This is a genomic window from Sulfuricurvum sp. (assembly GCF_049587615.1).
In the GTDB taxonomy this organism is placed as follows: Bacteria; Campylobacterota; Campylobacteria; order Campylobacterales; family Sulfurimonadaceae; genus Sulfuricurvum.
Genome location: NZ_JBAVEF010000036.1, coordinates 1 through 21,337 on the forward strand (window position 1 = coordinate 1; position 21,337 = coordinate 21,337).

Below are 21,337 nucleotides of genomic sequence, written 5' to 3' on the forward strand. Positions count from 1 at the left end.
GAAAGGGTATTTGAAGAGTGTTGTCTGTATCGAACGAGCGGGATTGGTAAATAGACTATCCCTTGTTTACTGGCTGCAGTTGCTGCAATCCACGTATCGAAATAAATATCGTTTGGAAAAGGGATAATATCTTTCACTAATTCTTTTTGAAATAACATCGCATGACCTGCAACGACATTTGAAAATAAAAAATTCAATGCTGTATTTGATGGAGCAAAATGGCGTTTTAGCCGATTAGAAAACAAAAGATTTAAAGATGCATTGTTCGAATCTACCAATAGGGAATCCGAATAGATTAAACTTGCTTTTCCAAGTGCATTCGCTAACAATTCAAGTTTGTTTTTTTCCCAAATATCGTCTTGATCACAAAGTGCAATAAAATCCCCGGTTGCTTTGGATATCGCCGATTCAAAATTTTTGGAAAATCCTAAATTGGTTTCATTTCTATAGATTTTCAGATTCAATTTATCGCAATAAGAATGGGCTATTTCGATCGTATGATCCGATGAGCCATCGTCTTGCAAAATAACTTCTGTCGGTTGAAGTGTTTGATGAATCAGAGAATCGAGTTGCTCCCGGAGATATTTTTCTCCATTGTAAGTACATATTACAACTGAGACGGTTTTCATTTGCTTACTTTAAAAAAAGCTTTTATCGTTTTACGAACCGCATTTAGTTTGGCATAAGTCCGGTAAATAAAATCGGGGGTGATTGCGACTTGAAAGAATTTTTGTACAATAATAAAACGGTATAGATAGGCTAAAGGTTCTATGGAAGTTGTTTTGGTTTCGATTAGTTTTACAATTCTTTTAGTCGCATCATTTAAAATCTTTCGTGCTTCTTTCGGTGCATGTGTATACAAATTATAGCCGAAGCGATGATTTAAAATTGCATTTCGTCGATATTCGGCGTATTGTAATATATTAAAATAGCGTTTGTCTTTATTATTAGAAATTTGAAATGTTCCCATTTCATCATGTATCCTAAAATATGAAAGAACCTCATCAATCGTATAGAGGCTGCCTACTCTAAGATGTCGTAGCCACATATCCTGATCCGCAAACGGTAATAATGAAATATCAAATAATCCTAAATTAAGATGTTTTCGCCTAAACATAACGGTAGTTGGCTCACCTATCCAGTTACCGTATTTGAGAGATGAGAGAATAGCTGTTTTCGACTCGACTTGACCTTTATACGGAGTTTTTAGTATATCAGTTTTGGACCCGAAGTATTGGCGATAAGATGTGATAATGGCAATGTCATGGTTGTTATCTAAAATAGAGACAAATTTTTCAAGAAGTGTAGGTGCAAACTTATCATCGGCGTTTAAAAATTTGATATATTCACCTGATGCATATAATAGACATTGATTGTAATTTCGATAGGGACCAATGTTTTCTTCATTTTTGAAATATTGTATTCTTCTATCTTTTTTAAGATATTCCATGATAATTTCTTCGGTGTTGTCTGTAGAACAGTTGTCTACAATAAGTATTTCAAAATCTTCAAAGGTTTGGGCTAAAACACTATCGATTGCTTCGGGAAGATACTGCGCGTAATTGTACGCCGGAATGAGTACAGATACTTTAGGATTGGACATTGGTGAAGTCTATAATGGTTTTAATCATATACTCGATTGCTTCATCACCCATCCCCGGATAAAGACCGATCCAAAAACTGTCATTCATAATCTTGTCCGTATTAGGCAGATCACCGATCACACGGTAATCACTGTTTTGTACCATACTGTCAAACATCGGATGGCGAAGCATATTTCCCGCGAAAAGGTTGCGTGTTTGGATGTTTGCGTTTTCGAGATGTTCGACGAGTGCATTACGGGTAAATGGTACGCCGTCTTTGAGGGTGATCATAAACCCAAACCAGCTGGGATCACTATTGGGGGTGGCAGAGTTTAAGATCAATCCATCAACCCCTTCTAGCCCTTTGTAAAGTTTGGTGAAATTTTCTTTTCGCTTTTCGACAAACGTAGGAAATTTTTCGAGCTGCGCAACGCCGATTGCGGCTTGCATGTCGGAGACTTTGAGGTTAAATCCAAAATGGCTGTAGACGTATTTGTGATCGTACCCTTTCGGCAACGTTCCGAAACTTTGAGAGAAACGGCATCCGCAGGTATTGTCGATACCGCTTTCACACCAGCAGTCACGTCCCCAGTCACGCATGCTCAGCATGATTTTTTTGAGGAGGGGATTATCGGTGTAGGTCGCGCCTCCTTCTCCCATCGTCATATGATGGGGTGGGTAAAAACTTGATGTTCCGATATCACCCCATGTCCCTGTCGGTTTTCCTTCATAGGTGGACCCTAGCGCATCACAGTTATCCTCGATCATCCAGAGATTATGGTTGTCACAAAACGCTTTGACAGCGCGGAGGTTAAACGGATTCCCTAAGGTATGGGCGATCATGACCGCTTTAGTTTTTGGACTGAGTGCCGCTTCAAGCTGTGTTGTATCGATGTTAAAATGCTCCAGCTCCATATCGACGAATACCGGAATGGCACCATATTGGACTACGGGAGCAACCGTCGTCGGAAATCCGGCGGCTACGGTGATCACTTCATCGCCACGCTTAACTTGGCGATCACCTAAAAGAGGTGAAGTCAAAGCGTAGAAGGCAAGGAGATTCGCCGAGCTTCCGCTATTGACCAAAAATGCCCATCGTACCCCTAGATATTCAGCAAGTTTTTTTTCAAATATTTTCGAGTAGTTTCCGTAGGTGAGCCAAAAGTCGAGGGAGCTGTCGACGAGGTTGATCATCTCTTTTTCATCAAAAACACGTCCTGCATAGTTGACACGGCTTTTGCCTGCTACAAACTCTTTATCTTGTGTTGGTTTATGTACTAGCTCATAATATTCTTTTGTTTTTTGCAATATCTCATTTTTAAGTTGTTCTGCCGGCGTCATTCTTTCTCCTCGTGTTTATTCCAAAATGTAGTGCATAGTTGTAAGTAGGGATCAGCCTCAATTTTATCTCTGTCGATTTGATCCAAAATCGAAGCGTAATAATGTCGCATTTGTATGATCGCTTCGCGATGTGAAGTAAACTCAAACGTGTTGATTTCATTAATCAATCGGCTGTTGTCAGATGTATATTCATTATTCAGCCCATCATTGATGACCTTGATCTCAGAGGTGAAATCACTCGTTTCATTGATCAAATGAGCGAGTGTGATCAAATCGACTTTTTTCCCGGTTGTGAGGTTATAGATTTTATGATGACCCTCATGGTGTAAAAAATGTTCTATGATTTTTACTAAATCATTCACATAGATATAATCAAAAAATACATTTTTATTGATCGTGATCGGTAAATGCAAAAGATTTTTGACAATGGCATTTGAGATAAATTTAAACTCGTAGTTCTCGTATTCACCGTAACAGCCGAAAATTCTCAAATTGAGATTATTGTCACTTTTTTCGATGAATTTCGAGCAGACAGATTTGTAAAATCCGTATTCATCCAAAGGCATTGCCGTATCTGCATCCTCTTCTTTGACATCCACAATCGGCTTATGCTTGCTGTATTCTGCACCGCTGCCGAAATGGATGATTTTAGAGACTTTATCGGAGTGTTTGACGATGTTGAAAAACATGCGGAGATTTTCATGAACGATATTTTCATTGCCACTGTCTCGCCCCCCTCCTCGGTTAGCACAATTGATAATAATGTCAGGCTTATGTGCTTCCATATACGCATCAACACTTTCTTCCTGAGCAACATTAAGTTCTTTACTACTCGGAGTTAAAAGTGTGTACATAGTATTTTCTGCCAAATATTCGCGTAAATGCTTGCCGATGAATCCGTTGGCACCGATGATGAGGATTTTCATAGAAATTTTCCAAACCAATTTATCGATTTAGTGAGTGTTTCATCAATATCAACGGTAATATCAAGGCCAAGTTCTTGCCGTACATGATCAATATTCGGAACAAACTCCGAACAATTGTCATTCATATTTAGAATCTCAATATTGACACTAGAACCGATAATATTTTTTATTTTCAAGGCTACTTCTTCAAGTGAAACTCCCACATTGCTCCCGAGGTTGTATGCGGATCCAACTTTCCCATGCACTAAAATATTTAATATCCATATTGCCATATCTGTAGGATACATATAACTTCTTATAGGCTTGCCATTTCCTAAAATCCTAATATGTTTAAATTTTAAAGCGTCTCTAATAAAATTATTAACAGCCCATGGTTTATTCATATCCATAAAAGGGCCAATGAATGAAAATGGACGTATTTGGACTGTCGGTAATTTATGTAAACTTCGATAAGCATTTGTCAATGTCTCTGCGTATCTTTTAGCTTCTGGGTAGATTGCCGCAATACTGTTACTGTTGATCTTGCCGAAATCACCTTCTCTGATATTATGACTATCGATTGTACCGTATATTTGTCCTGAACTTAAGTTGATTACTTTTTCCAGTTTTTCTAAATGCAAGGCATTTTCCATAACACTTTTTGTGCCATTTGCAATAATATCCATTGACTCTACTGGATTAGACATATAAACCCTATTGTCCGGCGATGTAGCCGAATGGATGATATAAGATATATCTTTCGGGAACTCGCATAAGTTTCTTACATCGCTTTTTATAAAAGTAACATCTTTTCTGTTTGCAATTATCTGACTTGTCTCATCGCTTATGTTTCTCGCAATCAAATACAATTTGATATTGAAATTTTGGGTATCATTTAGATATAACACAAGATGTGTCAGCCAAATTCCGATAAAACCGCTTCCGCCTGTTATAAGAATTTGTTTATTTTTTAATTTTTTGAGATTTGATGCTTCATTTTCCGTTAGATTAAATAAAAACAACGTCAAATCCTTTTTTGCAATTTCATTGCTATATCTATGATTGTATCTTCCTGCCCTGCAACTATTTTTTGGCGGCCGAGTTCCATAAAAATATCTCTAGAATCGATTCCGAACTCGTTGGATATTCTTTTGACATGCTTTGAAAAGCCGGAAAATACTCCGGCGATGGCACTGACAATACTTAAAGAAGAGATGGTGATCGGTTCTTTTATGAGATTCTTTTCCACCATATCCGCTACGTCTAATATCTTATACAAATCGACATGCGTACTGTATTTCAGCTTTTCAAGTACGGCAACTAAGACTTCAAGCTGCGCGTTTCCGGCTCCGGCCCCGAACCCTTTCACCGCACCATCAATAATTTGAGCACCCGCTTCAATAGCAACCAGCGAATTTGAAATTGCCAATCCTAAATTATTATGTGCATGAAACCCGACCGGTACATTCAAATTTTGAGATAGCAAGGAAATTCTTTCTTTTACATCATTCGGCAAATAACTGCCGGCGGAATCTAAAATCACAATGGCTTCCGCACCATACGTTTGCATTTTAATAGCTTCATCAAACAAAATTTCAGGCGTTGTCATATGGCTCATCATCAACAACCCGTACGCTTCTTTCCCTTTTTCTCGAACATAGCCGATATGTCTTTCTGTGGTATCCGCTTCGGTACAATGACTGGCAACTCGTACGATATCAACTCCCCAGGACAAAGCATTCTTTATGTCTTTATTGATTGTTGCAAATCCTGGGATAACATGTATCCCAAGCTTTGTATTGTGCAAATTGTTTTTGGCTGTTTTGATGAGCATTTCATCACTGATTCTGCTTTGTCCGACTAGCACAGACGAAGCACCGAGCCCGTTACCATGGCCAACCTCGATAGCATAAATACCTGTTTTATCTATAAGCTGAGTATATGCGTCTATTTGTTGTTCAGTTAATTGATGCGAAATCGCATGAGAGCCATCCCTTAGCGTTACGTCATAAAGATTGATTTTACTTTTCATAATGGTATCTCTCTCTATTTTCTATTTTTTGCGAACTCTTCGGCTATTGCAATCGCAGCAGAATTAATAATATCTAAATTTCCCGCATATTTAGGAAGGTAATCTCCCAGCCCTTGCACTTTAATAGACAAAATTACCAAACCGTTATCATAAACAGGTTCAAGCGCCAGAATATATCCGGGAACGTACGATCGAATTGTAGCCGCCATTTTAGCCACTTCAGCCCGTATCAAATCCATGTTTGGATTTTGGATTTTTAAATATATCGTTGTATTCATATCTATACTGGGCTGCGCAGGATTCAGATTTAGAATTACTTTCACATTCTTACAGCCGGTAAAATGAGAAAGTGCTTTTTCAGTCGTTTCAATATATTCATCGATATTGGCCCGTGTGCCTGGTCCGGCACTTTTTGATGCAATAGTCGATACCAACTCAATATATTCGATATTTTTTTCAGTTTGGCTGATAGCATGAGCGATGGGAATTGAAGCTTGCCCTCCACAAGTAATCATATTTAAATTATCGTATTTCAGTGCTTCTGATAAATTAACGGAAGGGATTGTTAGCAGTCCAAGTTTAGCCGGTGTTAAATCAATAACAATCTTACTCAATTTTTTAAGGACTTCTGCATGCATTGTATGACTGGCAGCCGAAGTTGCGTCAAAAACCAAATCACAGCATTCGGGGTGATCTATAATGGATTGAATCCCTTTATCGCTCAGAGGAACGCCTAAAGACATAGCTTTTAACATCCCTTTGGAGTTTATATTTCTGCCAGCGAACAAAGTACATTCTAAATATTCTGATCGTTTGATTTTCATCAATAAATCAGTACCGATATTTCCTGTTCCTAAAATAGCAACTTTAAGTTTCATTAATTAAAAATCTGCCTGAATGTTTTTTTCATATTCTTCTCTAGGCAAAAAAGGGAACATATCATCAAACGGCATGGAAATGATTTTGCCATCCTCTAATTTTTTGGATGCAACCCTTGGTATTAACAACTGATTTGTTGGAGTCATGACTTCAAAAATAACAGCTCCATCATATGTGATAAGCTCTTTGATCGCATTTTCCATTTCGTCTAAATTGGATACAGACATGTATTTAATACCATACAAATCAGCTACTTTTTTCATAGATGGAGTGGCTACACCCGTTTCACTGCTCTCACCAAACAATCTACCTTCCATAAAATTATTTTGAGTGTGGCGTATTAAAAGGTAGCCATTATTATTTAAAATAATTGTTTTTATCGGTAATTTATAATGCGCAATCGTTTGGAACTCTTGTAAATTCATCTGAATAGATCCATCACCGCTAATACAGTAAACATCTTTATGCTCATCTTTCGCCAAGGCCGCTACACCGATCGAAGCAGGACTATACCCCATAGTGGACAAACCGCCTGTAATAATATGCCGTTGTCCGAATTTTACTTTAAACGCTTGTGCATGTACATGGAAACAAGATCCTGTATCGGTAACAATAACGTCATTTGGTGTCAAATACTCGGAAAAAACCCGCATAAAATGGTACGAATTAACGCCCTCTTTTTCATGTATATATTCAGGGAGGTCAACCGGATAGTTGTGTTTCCATCCTCGTGCTTTTTCCAACCATTTGATGTACTGATCTTTTTGAGGACAGAAATTTTGCAGAAGAAGATGCATAGCTTCTTTTACATCACCCAATATTTTCGTTGCATTTTTGACAGACGGTTTTTCAAATTCCAGAGGATCGATTTCCACTAGTATAATCTTCGACTTTGGTGCAAAACTTTGATAATCATGACCAATGAGTCCGATACTCAATCTTGAACCCAATACCAGCAATACATCAGAGTTTTGCACAGCAAAGTTGCCGGCTCTGTCCCCATACGTACCCGGTCTACCAATAAAATTTGGATGTTCATGATCTAAAATATCCATTCCCATTCTTGTAGTAACAATAGGAATTCCAAAGGTATCTGCTATTTTGTGAGCTTCCTGTACTGCATTCGCTTGTTGCACCCCTGCGCCCATCAAGATAACAGGCCTTTTTGCTATTTCCAATACTTCTATAATCGGCCTAATGTCGATTGTAGATTGCTGAGCAACCTGTTCCGGTACAAAACTGGCATGATCATCAGGATCAAACATCGCTCCTTGTATATCAATAGGGCATTCAATCCAAACGGGTCCGAAAGGCGCTTGCGAAGCAATATGAATCGCTTTTTCAATGTTATACCGTACTGTAGTAAGATCATCCAGTATAACTGCGAACTTTGTAACCTTTTCAAAAATTGGCAAGGTATTGAATCCTTGCAAAGAAAACTGGCGAGGCGCAGTTATATGAACTTGTTCAACCTTAGATTGTCCAGAGACAATAATACAAGGAGATCTATCGACATAAGCCCCTACAACACCAGTCAATGTATTAAGGGCAGCTGGCCCAGCTGTAACATAAACTACCCCTATTTTTTTAGAATATCGGGCATAAGCTTCCGCTGCCATCGCAGCCGCTTGTTCGTGATGAAAAAAATAAGTATCCAGTGTCTCTTTTTGCTTGTATACAGCATCCGTAAGATGCATGATCATACCGCCGGTAATCATAAAAAGTTTATTACCGCTTACTTCAGCTAATTTTTGCGTTATATAATCTGCCACTCTAATCTTCACACCATACTCCACTCTAAGTTTTTCTTTTTTGCATCTAAAATATATTGATTTAAATCATCGATTGTATCGACGGTATTATTTTCATAAAAGTTCTTATACCATAATACCGTTTTTTCGAACGTTGTTTCGCTGTTCCATACATCTTTCCACTTTATACGGAGATGGGCTTTGGAACAATCGAGTTTTAATAAATTCGCTTCATGAAGCTGGTGCGGATCACGATTGATTTCGTAGTTGATTGTATTCCAATGTTTTTTGACATGGTTCACAACCTCTTCGACGGTGATGCTTCCCTCGTCACTGGGACCGAAGTTCCACGCTTCTGCGAATTCTCGTTTCTCTTCGAGAAGCTTTTGTCCGATAGCGAGATACCCGCTGAGCGGTTCGAGGACATGTTGCCAGGGACGGGTTGCGTGAGGGTTGCGAATACTCACTTTTTTCCCCTGTGATACGGAGAGCATGATGTCGGTCATAAGACGGTCTTTTGCCCAATCTCCCCCTCCGATGACATTCCCAGCACGGCATGATGCCAAAAGGGTATGGTGCGATTTTTTGTACTCCTCCGGATTGAAATAGGAACTTCGGTAAGAGTTGGCGAGGAGATCGGCACACCCTTTGGAAGAGCTGTACGGATCATACCCCCCCATCGGGTCATTCTCGCGATATCCCCAAACCCATTCTTTATTCTCATACGCTTTGTCGCTCGTGATGTTGACGATCGCTTTGACGTTATGCGCTCGACACGCTTCAAAGACTTTGAGGGTACCGATGACATTCGTCTCATAGGTTTCGATTGGGTTTTCATAGGAGAGGCGCACCAGAGGCTGTGCTGCGAGATGAAAAACGATTTCGGGTTGATGCGTTTGAAAGGTTTCATTCAGTTTATTTAGATCTCGGATATCTCCGATAACAGAAATGATATTAAGGTTTAAAAGGTCTAAATGATTTGGTTCTGTTGGCGCTTTCAATGAGTAGCCGATAACATTGGCCCCCATTTGGTTTAACCATAATGCTAACCATGACCCTTTAAATCCTGTATGCCCTGTTACCAGAACAGTTCGTCCATGATATATACCGCCGAAAAGATTTTGCATTACCAGTTTTTCCATTTGGCTTTATCATCATGCCACATTTGATTTAGTTTTTGATTATCACGAAGTGTATCCATACATTGCCAAAATCCATGATGTTTAAAAGCAACCAACTCACCGTCTTTTGCCAAATTTTGAAGTGGAGCTTGTTCAAAAATACATGATTCGTCTGCGCTCAAATAGTTGAGGACTTTGGGTTCACAAACAAAAAATCCTCCGTTAATCCATCCCCCCTCAGTTTTTGGTTTTTCGACAAAACTGGTAACGCTCATATCCTCTTGAATATCGAGGTTTCCAAAACGTGCTTCCGGCTGAATTGCCGTCATGGTCAGCGCTTTACCGTGTGTTTGGTGAAATGTTACCGTTTCGGCAATATTGACATCACTGACACCGTCACCATAGGTCAGCAAAAAGGGTTCGTTACCGAGATACTTTTCAGCTCTTTTGATTCGTCCCCCGGTCATCGTGTCGAGTCCCGTTTCGACGAGAGTCACTTTCCATGGCTCGCTACTGTTGTTGTGTACTTCCATTGCATTGGTTTGAAGGTTGATCGTTATATCGCTTTGGTGGAGAAAATAGTTGGCAAAATATTCTTTGATGTAGTAGCTTTTATAACCAAGTAAAATGACAAAATCATTAAAACCGTGTGCCGAATACATTTTCATAATATGCCAAAGGATCGGTTTTCCCCCTATCTCCACCATCGGTTTCGGTTTTAGATCCGTTTCTTCTGAAATACGTGTTCCGTATCCACCGGCGAGTAAGACGACTTTCATTTATTCTCCTCCTTAATAATCCCATTTTTACAAACAAAGGTATTGTTGTCGAAATTGACTTTTAAAATTTTGTTATTAATATCACCTTGTGTCGCATCAAATCTTTTTTTATGCCATAGATGCATCATGCAGGCATTGTTTCGACACGATTTGAGCTCTATTCCCAAACCGCGGAATCTCCATCCTAAATCAATGTCTTCACCGACAGAAGGGAGGCGATAGGTCTCATCGAAACCGTTGATTTTTAAAAAATCTTCTTTGTAGCATGAAAAATTACAGCCGATGATATACCGGACGTAGCGTTTTGAGATATTGCTCAACCAACTGCCTGAGGGAAAATAAAATCCTTCTTCAACATGTCTTGCTCCGTCTTTGGCCATCCATGGAAGATACCATAAGAATTTTTTTTCTAATTCTGACATACTCAGCTTGTGACTTTTGATTTTATCGGTAAATTTTGGGCCAAGTTCGAACCGTTTTCCGCACAGAACGATACCGTGCTCTGCATTTTCCGCATGTCCTTGGATAAAGGTGCTGTAGGGAACGCAGTCTCCGTCGATAAAAATAAGGTACTCATGGGATGAGGCTTTGATGGCATTGTTCATCGCGATATTTTTACGCCACCCGTCATCTGCTTGTGTGAGATGGACGAGGTTGGGGAAACGCTCTTTTTGGGTAGCGATAAATTCGCGCATCTCAGAGGATTCACCATCTTCAGAAACAATGATTTCATCGGGAAGCAAGGTTTGGTTTTCGAGACTGTCTAATATAAATCCAAGCGCTTCAGTGTCTTTATAAACGGAGATAATGATAGTGGTTTTAGGATAAGGCATATACGGTATCTCCTGAAAGTTATGATGGTATTTTATAAGATTTTGGTTGATTTTAACGACTCTATCACCATGGTCGGGGTGATTTGACTCATACAAATGTTTTCCCTGCATTGTTTCATCGTTTCTGTTTTGTAGCAAGGAGAGCAGGGGAGTCCTAAGGATATCGGATATACCTGATTCGTGTCACTTTTATAAGGACTGTCGGTAAGAGGATTATTCGGCCCCATTAAAACAAATGTCGGGGTATCAACAGCAGCACCGATATGACCTGTAGCAGAGTCGGTACAGATGAGTCCGTCTGCGTACTGAACGGCGGTGATGAGCTCTGGGATGGAAAGTTTGCCGACCAGATCGATGACATTGGGCGGATAAGGCTTGATATGGTTGAAAAAAGACTCTTCTCCCGCTGCGCCGACCATTAGAACGGGAGTCTGTTCCGAAAGGGTTGCAATAAGTGAGCGCCAGTGTTCAAACGGCCATGCCCGGTAGTTGAGCCCTTTTTTTTGATTATGGGAGTTGCTGGGGGCTATAACGATGGCATTCGCAGGCAGATCGAATTTGGCATGCAAGGTCTCTTCCGGAACCCCATACAGTATAGGTTTTGCTTGTGCAAGATGTTCAGGAGTTATGATGTCACGATAATAGAGTTTGGTTGTTTCTCCCCGATTCAGAGCGGTGGCATCTACGTTTGTTGAGAGAAGCCCCATTCCGGTTTTATGGGTTGCATGAATGGCGCTGATAAGACTTTTAAACTGTTTGCCGAACTCCAACGAGATTAACAGATCGTATGGGTGCTGCTCTGAATGACGGATGATAGCGCGCTTTTGCGGACTGAGCCAAATGGGGAGTTTTTTATGCTTGAGGGGAAAAATATGATTGATCCGATCATCGTTCGTAAAGAGTTTGCCCGTTCCCGGAGTACAAATAAAATCGATGGCAATCTCTTCTCCATACTCTTTTCTGAGGGCATCGATGACACTGGTCGCATACACCAAATCGCCCAATGCACCGCACCGTAAAACCAATGCCCGTTTCACATCCTTCGGTTTGGTCATGGTTAGTTCATGTCTTGAGTGTATTTTTGCAAATACCATTCTATCGTTTTCACAATACCGGTATCAAAGTTTTCATCGGCTTTCCATCCGAGTTCATTTTCAAGCTTCGTTGCATCGATTGCGTAGCGGCGGTCATGTCCGGCACGGTCTTCGACGTAGGTGATCAGCTCTTTATAGCTTTTGCCGTCTGCTTTGGGTCGCATCGTATCGAGGAGAGTACAGATGCGATCCGCAATCTGGTTGTTATTGCGTTCATTGCGTCCGCCGATATTATAAACTTCTCCGCTGCGTCCGGTATGATAAACGAGATCGATCCCTTTGCAGTGATCTAAGACGTAGAGCCAGTCACGGATATTTTTGCCGTCTCCGTAGATCGGGATATTCTCACCCGCAAGTGCTTTACGGATGATGGTCGGGATAAGTTTTTCGTTATGCTGTTTGGGGCCGTAGTTGTTGGAGCAGTTGGTGATGACGGTATTCATTCCGTAGGTATGATGATACGATCTTACGATCATGTCAGATCCGGCTTTAGAAGCACTGTAGGGACTGTTGGGAGCATAGGAAGTCTCTTCGGTAAAGAGCCCTGATTCACCCAGTGTTCCGTAGACTTCATCGGTACTGATATGGTGGAAACGGCACCCTTCAAATCCTGCTTTATAGACAAACGGTTTTTCCATCCAGTGTTTGTAGGCGACGTCGATGAGGGTAAAGGTACCGTTGACGTTGGTTTGGACAAATACGCCCGGATTTTTAATGGAGTTATCGACATGGCTCTCCGCCGCGAAATGGATCACACCTCGGATACCGTAGGTATTAAAGAGCGATTCGACCAAAGATCGGTCGCAGATGTCCCCTTGGACGAAGATATGACGTTCATTCTGGGGTGCATCACCGAGGTTATTCATATCTCCCGCATAGGTGAGGAGATCGAGATTAATGAGACGGACATCGGGATATTTGTTTAAAAAATACGGGACGAAATTGCTGCCGATAAATCCGGCGCATCCGGTGACTAAAAGGGTTTTCATTTGGTTTCTCCTAAGGTATTCAAACATTCTTTGAGTGAATCTCTCCAATACGGGATTGAGATATTAAAATCATTTTTGATTTTTGATTTATTGAGCAGACTGTAATGGGGGCGCTTGGCCGGGGTCGGATACTGATCGCTTGTGATGGGATTGACAGTGCACTTCACCCCGCTGAGTTCAAATATCGCTTGGGCGAAATCGTACCAGCTTGCCACACCTTCGTTGCTGTAATGGTAAATTTCAGGCGATTCGTTGTTGATATGGGGAAGAATCTCTAAAACAGCCTTGGCCAGGTCACGCGCATAGGTCGGCGTCCCGACCTGATCGAAAATCACGCCGAGGCTGTCACGCTCTTTACCCAGTCTCAACATCGTCTTGAGGAAGTTATTGCCGAAAGAGGAATACACCCACGAAGTACGGATGATGATCGTGTTTTTGGGAGCTACGGAGAGGATGGTATTTTCCCCATGGCGCTTGGTATGTCCATAGACCCCCTGCGGATCGGCGGGATCGCTTTCGACATAGGGACGGTAGTTTTGTCCGTTAAAGACATAATCGGTCGAAATATGGACCAGAGAGATGTTTCGGAGCTTGGCGATTTTGGCCAGGATCGAGACTGCGCGGTGATTGATTGCATCGGCCAGATCTTTTTCGCTTTGCGCTTTATCTACGGCTGTGTAGGCCGCGCAGTTGAGGATGGCATCAAAGATTTTATCTTCGAAGTAATCTTCCATCTTACAGAGGTTAGAGAGATCAAGTGTATCGCGGTCGGTAAAGGTAAAGGTGTATCGGGGATAAGCGCTGCTGAGTTCTCTGAGTTCGCTTCCCAGTTGTCCGTTGGCCCCGGTAACGAGAATGTTAGGCATACAGATCAACTCCATAAGCGAACAGATCTGCTTGACTCAGAAGAGGTTGTTTGGTATCTTTTGCGGAGAGTTGAAGCTTCTCGTGCGGAACGATCCAGTCGATATTTAAGGCCGGGTCATTAAAGGCCATTCCACGGTCGCATTCGATACTGTAGTAGTTGTCCACTTTGTAGGCGAACGTGCAGGTTTCGGAGAGGACGACGAACCCGTGGGCAAATCCGCGCGGAATCAGAAGCTGACGCTTATTCTCCCCTGAGAGGTGTACCGCGACGTGTTGGCCAAAGGTAGGTGAACCGCGGCGGATATCGACGGCAACATCGAGCACTTCTCCTTCGATAACGCGGACCAGTTTGCTTTGCGCATAAGGGGGGAGCTGATAGTGCAGTCCCCGCAGTACGCCATACGAAGATTTGCTCTCGTTGTCCTGACAGAACGGGAGGGGATAGCCTAAAAAGGCTTCGAGCTTGTCGGCACGAAAGGTTTCGACGAAATAGCCGCGATCATCTCCATGCACCTTGGGATCAATGATAATGACATCCGGAATGGCAGTACGGGTGAAGGTCATTCGCCGATCTTCCCTTCATTCGCTCTGCGGATCAGGTACTGACCGTACTGGTTTTTGCTTAACGGCTGAGCGAGTTCGAGGAGTTTCTCTTTGGAAATGTAGCCCATTTCGTAGGCGATCTCTTCGATACAGGCGACTTTGAGCCCCTGGCGGTTTTCAATCGTTTGGATAAACATACTCGCTTCGAGCAGGCTTTCATGGGTACCGGTATCCAGCCATGCGTAACCGCGTCCCATCAATTCCACTTTGAGGGCGTTTTGGGCTAGATAGGTTTGGTTCACTGTTGTGATTTCAAGCTCGCCTCGGTCACTCGGTTTGACATTCTGTGCGATCTCGACGACGCTGTTCGGATAAAAGTAGAGTCCGACAACGGCATAGGAGCTTTTGGGCGACGCAGGTTTCTCTTCAATCGAGAGGACGTTCCCCTCTTTGTCAAACTCTGCAACTCCATAGCGTTCCGGATCTTTGACCCAGTAACCGAATACGGTCGCTTTGTTCTCTTCTTTGACGTTACGTACCGATTGAGCAAGCATTTTGGTCAGACCGTGGCCATGGAAGATGTTGTCTCCGAGTACAAGGCATATATCATCCTTGCCGATAAACTCGGCACCGAGGATAAAGGCCTGAGCCAATCCGTCCGGAGAGGGTTGAACGCAGTACTCGAAACGCATTCCGATATCGCTTCCGTCTCCCAATAGTTCTTCGAAGCGGGGAAGATCGGTTGGAGTGGAGATAATCAGTACTTCGCGGATACCGGCGAGCATGAGAACCGAAAGAGGGTAATAGATCATCGGCTTGTCATAGATAGGGACAAGCTGTTTGCTGACCCCTTTGGTGATAGGATAAAGGCGTGTGCCGCTACCTCCGGCCAATATGATCCCTTTCATGCTGCTCCTACAAAATATTATATTACTATAATTATAGTGTAAAAATATTATGGGTTGGTTTAATCAACTTTAACGCACTTTTAGTAATAATGAGATTATGAAAATATTAATAATAGATCAAAGAGGTTTTCAGCTTCAAACACGAAAAATGTTACTCGAAGAGGCTTTTGAGGAGACGGTTGAGAGTGCTTCCGCCTTGGGTGACGTTTTTATGGCTTATCAAAAAGGGGTCTATGATGTTGTGATCATTGATCACGGTATCGAAAACGGGCAGCAATGTGTCGATCATATTTTGGAAATAGATCCGCAACAGCAGATATTGGTCGTGAGTACGGCGATTCACTGCGTTGTCACTCGATGTCAGGACTGTGTGGACAATCACCAGATGCGCCGTTTGTTCAATCCAACACCGATTAAAAATATTATCCGGATGGTAGAGGGATTTCGAGGGTATGCCTGTGATCATTATGATCCGGAGACGAATAAAATAAAAGTTTAAAACAAAGAGGAACTTGGAAAATTCAATTTACGAAACAAGTTCTTGAGAGAGATTTGTAAAAGGGTGGCTCCGAATGCTGGATTCGAACCAGCGACCAAGTGATTAACAGTCACCTACTCTACCGCTGAGCTAATCCGGAATGTTTATGAGGGCGTAATTATACGTTATGAAGGGGTGAATGTCAATAAAAATAGGTTTATTTAGCCCGTTTTCGGTGCAAATTTTCAGTCGGAGTGAAAAAGATCACATTTGAACGCTCAATTTGGACTATTTTCCCTTGATTTAATAGAGTTTGAAAACGTTGTTTGGATTCTTCATCGAAAAGGGCATGGATATCATCACGTGTCAAAGGACGCTTATCAAGGGTGGTGAGGATCTCTTCATCGGTGTAGGGACTTGGAGTAGCTGAGGCATGCGTACGTGAAACGATATGGATCGGTAATGCAGGATCAAAATGGCGGGAGAGTGCATAAAGTTCTTCAAAGTTCAAGCCTTGCACGGCATAGGCCGGAGGGCGATCGATGGTGCCGATATCGATACGCTCGCAACGGATAGCGAGTAGGGCATCGTTAAGTGCTTCTACCTCGTTTATTGAATCATTGACCCCTTTGACAAAGAGTATCTCTAAAAACAGTTTTCCCTTAAACACCTGTGAGAATCGGGTAATACTCTCGATGATGGTGCCGATGTCGATCCCCTCAGCAGGACGGTCGATTTTTTTAAATACTTCGGGTGTCGCGGCATCGAGAGAGAGCTTTACTTGATCGAGTTTCAAAAGGGAATTAAAGACATTTGAATCATTGAGACAGGCACTGTTCGAGAGGATAAGGGTTTGGATATCCCCTTTTATCGTATCAATCTGATCGACCAAAAGATCCAAAAAAGGATACATGGTTGGTTCGCCGTTAGCGGTGATAGTTATGACATCGATAGCGGGATGTTTTGCTAATGATTCTTGTAAATCGGCGATGATTGTCTCTACGGGTGTAATCGTATGCTGGTGTGCGATAGCAGGTGCGGGGGCGAGTTCACAGTAGAGGCAATCAAAGTTACACTGTTTTCCGGAACTGGAAAGATCGATCCCGAGTGACGCACCAAAGCGGCGTGAAAAAACGGGACCAAAAATGGTGGACATAGTTATCCTTTTTTGCTCACACGTTGGCATTCACGGACAAAGTGCTGTGCATTCTCAACCGGAACATCCGGGAGGATTCCGTGCCCGAGGTTGAAAATATGGCGTTTTCCCCCCATGATCTCTTGGATCGCTTCGACACACGCGGTGGTTTCCTCTTTGGAGTACAAACGGCACGGCTCCATGTTTCCCTGCAATACGTAGCGATCGCCCAATTTCTCTTTGGCTAACGCCATAGGGGTACTCCAGTCTACGCCGAAAACATCGAAATTCCCGTACACTTTATCTAAAAAGGCAGGGATACCTTTGGGGAACATAATGACAGGCACGTGCGGGTATTTCTCTTTTAAATACTCGGCGATTTCAACCATGTAGCTCCACGAGAATTCATCGTAACGGCTCGGCTCGATCGCCGCTGCCCAACTGTCGAAGATTTGGACGACATCAATCCCTGATTGGATCTGTTTTTCCATGTAGAGCTTGACCACATCGGTCACTTTACGAAGGATTTTATGGAGAAGCTCAGGATTTGAGTACATCATCTTTTTACAGATATTATAAGTTTTTGTCCCTTGTCCCTCGATCATGTAGGTGGCTAACGTCCACGGTGCTCCCGTAAAACCGATAAGGGCTTTGTTATCACCCCGCTCATCGAGTTGGCGGCGTAAAATTTGGATCGTTTCATACACATAGGTAAGTTTAGAGGCTGCCTCTTCACCGCCGATTAGCTCATCCAAATCCTCTTCGGAAGTGATCGGTTTTTCGAAAACAGGACCTTCCCCTTTGATAAAGTCGAGTTTCATCCCCATCTCATTCGGAACGACCAAAATATCGCTGAACAAAATCGCCGCATCTACACCGACGATATCAAGAGGCTGAATTGTCACTTCTGCCGCCATATCCGGAGCGTGGCAAAGGTTTAAAAAGTTTCCGGCTCGTTTACGTACTTCCATATATTCCGGAAGGTATCGTCCTGCTTGGCGCATCATCCATACTGGGGTGTAAGGGGTTTCTTTGCCGAAGCAGGCATCGACGAAAATTTTGCTCATAATACAAATCCTTTATTGTTTTCTTCTCTTTCTTTTCTTGTCACCAAGAAAAGAAACAAAAGAAGTGCATCTCTGCGGCAAATCGCTCGTATGCTCTCGGCACTACTGCCTCTGCATATGGCTTCCAAGGATACCGCAGAGACGAATAATTAATGGTCGTGATGGCCCACTTTACTGAGGAAATAAAGTCCAACGGCAACGGCGGTGATTGAGAGGGCAAGATAAAGGAGCTCTAATGCTCCGGTAAATACGGTATGTCCCACTTTTTGGAAAAAACCGACCACAAGCACCATGACGATCACTTTGGAAATTTTATCTTTGAGCTGGTCGAGTGAATGGACCGCTAATAACTGGTTTTCCTTACCGTTCTCGTCTTTTGCCGGATCGATGTCGGAGATAAACAGTTCATACAAACCGAATGAGAAGATGATCATGACGACACCGATAAGGTATAAATCAACCGCACCGATGATACCCCCTACGACCTCTTCATGGAAGTGTTCCGGATGGGCATGGGTGACATAGGTATTAATGACATACCGCATCGTATTGTAGATATCGAAACTCGCAATGGTAAAGAGTAAAATAGCCCCTAGAAGACCAAAAATGACTGCCAGGATAATGATAAATCGTGAACTCCAAAGACCCTTTTCAAACAGTGTTTCGATGAAGTTCATTTTATTCTCCCTGCATCTCTACCCATTTCTGGGCGATTCGTACGGCATTGGTAGCGGCACCGACACGGAGGTTGTCGGCAACAACCCACAGATGAAGGACGTTTTCGCGGTAAAGATCATTGCGGATACGCCCGACAAAGGTTTCATTTTGATCCATGCACAGAGACGGCATCGGATAAATGCTTTCAGATGGCTCATCAAGTACAATGATATTGGGTGCTTTACGTAACAGCTCACGCGCTTCATCGGCATCCACCGCACCGTCAAACGTGAGGGTAAGGGTTTCGGCATGACCGCGGAGCGTCGGAATACGGACACAGGTTGCGCTCACTTCGATATCTTTGTGCATGATTTTTTGGGTCTCATTTACCATTTTGAGCTCTTCTTTGGTGTATCCGCTGTCGGTAAACGAATCGATTTGCGGGATGGCATTAAGAGCGATTCGGTGAGGGAATTTTTTCGGTTCCATATCATCGAGTTTGAAGGCAAAGAAGGCTTGCATTTGCTCTACGAGTTCTTCCATCGCTGATTTACCCGCACCGGATGTTGCCTGATAGGTGCTGACATCGATACGTTGTAAATCGTACGCATCATCGAGAGGTTTGAGAGCTTGAACCATTTGGATTGTAGAGCAGTTAGGATTGGCAATGATTCCGGTATTTTTCCACTGAGCGATATCCTCTGGATTGACTTCAGGAACGACGAGAGGGACATCCTCAAACATACGAAAGTGGCTGGTGTTGTCGATAACGACAGCTCCGGCTTTAGCGGCGTAGGGAGCAAACTCGGCTGAAACACTTCCTCCGGCACTGAAAAGGGCAATATCGATTGCTTCTTCAGTGAATACCGTAGGGGTCAACTCTTTAATAACGAGCTCTTTGTCGTTGAAAGTAACGGTAGTGCCTGCACTGCGTGCACTGGCCAACGGGACGAGTTTTGCCAGAGGAAAATCGATCTCTTCGAAAATACGTAAAATTTCTTCTCCGACGGCACCGCTGGCACCGACGATGGCAACATTGTAAAGTTTCATAGACACTTCCTAAAAGTGGAAAATAATGGCGCGATTATAGCGAAGAGGGGCTTGAAAAAAACTGTAGTGTTATTGCCGCATTGATGCTGTCATCCTGAATCGGGTTCAGGATCTGAGATTGCGGATCAAGCCTGCAATGACGGCAGGCTAAATTCTTCCTAAGCCCCGTGCTTCCAAAAAGAGGTCTTCGGTATCGATCACGCTCCCGTCACTTAAAATCGCCGAACGCTCAACGACGGATATCAGTTCACGGATATTTCCCGGCCAATTGTAGTATTCCAGTGCATGGCGGGCATTCAGTGAAAAAGATTTATGTTCAAAGCCGTATTGTGTGCAGTAGCGTATCAGCGCCGCTTCGGCAATGCTCAGGATCTCTTCACGCCGTTCACGTAGGGGGGGAATATTAAGGGGGATAGTGTTGAGGCGATAGTAGAGATCTTCGCGGAATTTTCCCTCCGTAATTTTGCTGTGCAAGTCAGCGTTCGTAGCGCAGATAAGGCGTACATCGATTTTGGTGTTTTTGGAAGCACCCAGACGGCGAATCTCACGCTCCTGAAGGACCCGTAATAATTTTGCTTGGAGAGGATAGGGCATTTCAGCGATTTCATCAAGAAAAAGGGTTCCGCCGCAGGCGAGTTCAAATTGACCCATTTTGGCTTCGATGGCATCGGTGAAAGCCCCTTTTTCAAACCCGAAAAGTTCACTCTCAATCAGGTTGTCGGGGATTGCTGCCATGTTGATAGCAATAAAAGGCTTGGACGAACGCGGCGATGAATCGTGAATGTGGCGGGCGAACACCTCTTTGCCCACTCCGCTTTCCCCTAAGAGCATAATACTCGCATCGGTGGTAGCGGCTTTGGCGGTACGATTGAGAAGTTTTTCGAGGACCGGAGAACTGCCTAAAAAACTGGAAGGTGACGAGACGGTGGTGATGACGGTTTGCGGTGTTTTTTTAGCAACACTGGCTGTTCGTTCGATGGCGGCAACCAGGGTCTCAATTTCGAACGGTTTGAGCAAGAAGTCTTTGACTCCGAGTTGGATCGATTCGATGGCGCGGGTGAGGGTAGCATTCCCGGTGATGATGATCACCTCAAACTTCCCCTGGAGGGTTTTGACAAACTCAATGCCGTCCATCCCCGGCATATTGATATCGCTGATTATCAGCTCAAACGTATCATCAAGTTTTTTGAGGGCATCTCGGGCGTTTTTGAAGGTATGAACATCGTATTTTTCATAATCGCCCATCGCAATTTCCAGCGATTTGCGCATATTGATATCATCTTCAACAATCGCAATCTTCATTTACATCCTTATCTCCGCCTCGG

General features: G+C 43.0%; 22 protein-coding genes and 1 tRNA gene. 1 reads left to right on the top strand and 22 read right to left on the bottom strand.

Going from position 1 to position 21,337, the window contains the following annotated elements:
* The 16 genes from WB308_RS06680 to rfbA all read right to left on the bottom strand — a co-directional run.
* Positions 1-629, bottom strand: a 629-nt coding sequence (locus WB308_RS06680; protein ID WP_424190213.1) for a glycosyltransferase family 2 protein, incomplete at its 3' end; no start/stop codon positions are given.
* On the bottom strand, positions 626-1,603 hold the full coding sequence (locus tag WB308_RS06685) for a glycosyltransferase family 2 protein (protein ID WP_424190215.1): 978 nt from the start codon (positions 1,601-1,603) through the stop codon (positions 626-628). The genes WB308_RS06685 and WB308_RS06680, both read right to left, overlap by 4 nt.
* On the bottom strand, positions 1,590-2,924 hold the full coding sequence (gene rfbH, locus WB308_RS06690) for a lipopolysaccharide biosynthesis protein RfbH (RefSeq protein ID WP_424190217.1): 1,335 nt from the start codon (positions 2,922-2,924) through the stop codon (positions 1,590-1,592). The genes WB308_RS06685 and rfbH overlap by 14 nt, the downstream gene beginning before the upstream one ends.
* Entirely contained in the window at positions 2,921-3,850 is a 930-nt protein-coding gene (locus WB308_RS06695) for an NAD-dependent epimerase/dehydratase family protein (RefSeq protein WP_424190219.1), read from the bottom strand. The genes rfbH and WB308_RS06695 overlap by 4 nt, the downstream gene beginning before the upstream one ends.
* Entirely contained in the window at positions 3,847-4,851 is a 1,005-nt protein-coding gene (locus WB308_RS06700; RefSeq protein WP_424190222.1) for an NAD-dependent epimerase/dehydratase family protein, read from the bottom strand. The genes WB308_RS06695 and WB308_RS06700 overlap by 4 nt, the downstream gene beginning before the upstream one ends.
* Before the next feature lie 2 nt (positions 4,852-4,853).
* Positions 4,854-5,861, bottom strand: coding sequence for a 4-hydroxy-2-oxovalerate aldolase (gene dmpG / locus WB308_RS06705; RefSeq protein ID WP_424190224.1), 1,008 nt, complete (start codon positions 5,859-5,861; stop codon positions 4,854-4,856).
* A 14-nt stretch (positions 5,862-5,875) separates the two neighbouring features.
* Complete coding sequence (locus WB308_RS06710; RefSeq protein WP_424190226.1) at positions 5,876-6,739, bottom strand: acetaldehyde dehydrogenase (acetylating); 864 nt, start codon at positions 6,737-6,739, stop codon at positions 5,876-5,878.
* Positions 6,740-6,742: 3 nt separating this feature from the next.
* Entirely contained in the window at positions 6,743-8,524 is a 1,782-nt protein-coding gene (locus WB308_RS06715) for a thiamine pyrophosphate-binding protein (protein WP_424190228.1), read from the bottom strand.
* Positions 8,521-9,633, bottom strand: coding sequence for a CDP-glucose 4,6-dehydratase (gene rfbG, locus WB308_RS06720; RefSeq protein ID WP_424190230.1), 1,113 nt, complete (start codon positions 9,631-9,633; stop codon positions 8,521-8,523). The genes WB308_RS06715 and rfbG overlap by 4 nt, the downstream gene beginning before the upstream one ends.
* Entirely contained in the window at positions 9,618-10,391 is a 774-nt protein-coding gene (rfbF, locus tag WB308_RS06725; protein ID WP_424190232.1) for a glucose-1-phosphate cytidylyltransferase, read from the bottom strand. Before rfbF ends, rfbG begins: the two co-directional genes overlap by 16 nt.
* Positions 10,388-11,224: a glycosyltransferase gene (locus WB308_RS06730; RefSeq protein ID WP_424190234.1), complete on the bottom strand. Its 837-nt coding sequence runs from the start codon at positions 11,222-11,224 to the stop codon at positions 10,388-10,390. Before WB308_RS06730 ends, rfbF begins: the two co-directional genes overlap by 4 nt.
* Positions 11,225-11,256: 32 nt before the next feature.
* Positions 11,257-12,279, bottom strand: a complete 1,023-nt coding sequence (locus WB308_RS06735) for a glycosyltransferase family 9 protein (protein ID WP_424190236.1) — start codon at positions 12,277-12,279, stop codon at positions 11,257-11,259.
* A 2-nt stretch (positions 12,280-12,281) separates the two neighbouring features.
* Positions 12,282-13,307 carry a dTDP-glucose 4,6-dehydratase gene (gene rfbB, locus WB308_RS06740; protein ID WP_424190238.1) on the bottom strand — a complete coding sequence of 342 codons (1,026 nt, stop codon included), beginning with the start codon at positions 13,305-13,307 and terminating at the stop codon, positions 12,282-12,284.
* Positions 13,304-14,173: a dTDP-4-dehydrorhamnose reductase gene (gene rfbD / locus WB308_RS06745; protein WP_424190240.1), complete on the bottom strand. Its 870-nt coding sequence runs from the start codon at positions 14,171-14,173 to the stop codon at positions 13,304-13,306. Before rfbD ends, rfbB begins: the two co-directional genes overlap by 4 nt.
* Positions 14,166-14,738 (bottom strand): dTDP-4-dehydrorhamnose 3,5-epimerase, encoded by a 573-nt coding sequence (gene rfbC, locus WB308_RS06750; protein WP_424190242.1) that lies wholly within the window; start codon positions 14,736-14,738, stop codon positions 14,166-14,168. The genes rfbD and rfbC overlap by 8 nt, the downstream gene beginning before the upstream one ends.
* On the bottom strand, positions 14,735-15,625 hold the full coding sequence (gene rfbA, locus WB308_RS06755; protein ID WP_424190244.1) for a glucose-1-phosphate thymidylyltransferase RfbA: 891 nt from the start codon (positions 15,623-15,625) through the stop codon (positions 14,735-14,737). Before rfbA ends, rfbC begins: the two co-directional genes overlap by 4 nt.
* A 97-nt stretch (positions 15,626-15,722) precedes the next feature.
* Between rfbA and WB308_RS06760 the strand changes: the two genes are divergently transcribed.
* Complete coding sequence (locus WB308_RS06760; RefSeq protein WP_424190246.1) at positions 15,723-16,124, top strand: hypothetical protein; 402 nt, start codon at positions 15,723-15,725, stop codon at positions 16,122-16,124.
* Between the two features lie 64 nt (positions 16,125-16,188).
* On the opposite strand, the gene WB308_RS06765 is transcribed toward WB308_RS06760, so the two are convergent.
* The 6 genes from WB308_RS06765 to WB308_RS06790 all read right to left on the bottom strand — a co-directional run bounded on the left by WB308_RS06765 (position 16,189) and on the right by WB308_RS06790 (position 21,314).
* Positions 16,189-16,263 (bottom strand) — tRNA-Asn (locus tag WB308_RS06765).
* A 57-nt stretch (positions 16,264-16,320) separates the two neighbouring features.
* Positions 16,321-17,259 (bottom strand): radical SAM protein, encoded by a 939-nt coding sequence (locus tag WB308_RS06770; protein WP_424190248.1) that lies wholly within the window; start codon positions 17,257-17,259, stop codon positions 16,321-16,323.
* A gap of 2 nt (positions 17,260-17,261) precedes the next feature.
* The gene (gene hemE, locus WB308_RS06775) at positions 17,262-18,305 is read right to left on the bottom strand and encodes a uroporphyrinogen decarboxylase (protein WP_424190250.1); all 1,044 of its coding nucleotides are present in this window, start codon (positions 18,303-18,305) and stop codon (positions 17,262-17,264) included.
* A gap of 149 nt (positions 18,306-18,454) precedes the next feature.
* Entirely contained in the window at positions 18,455-18,982 is a 528-nt protein-coding gene (locus WB308_RS06780) for a YqhA family protein (RefSeq protein WP_424190252.1), read from the bottom strand.
* A 1-nt stretch (position 18,983) separates the two neighbouring features.
* On the bottom strand, positions 18,984-20,012 hold the full coding sequence (locus WB308_RS06785) for an aspartate-semialdehyde dehydrogenase (protein ID WP_424190254.1): 1,029 nt from the start codon (positions 20,010-20,012) through the stop codon (positions 18,984-18,986).
* A 147-nt stretch (positions 20,013-20,159) separates the two neighbouring features.
* Positions 20,160-21,314: a sigma-54-dependent transcriptional regulator gene (locus WB308_RS06790; protein WP_424190256.1), complete on the bottom strand. Its 1,155-nt coding sequence runs from the start codon at positions 21,312-21,314 to the stop codon at positions 20,160-20,162.
* Between the last annotated feature and the right edge of the window lie 23 nt (positions 21,315-21,337).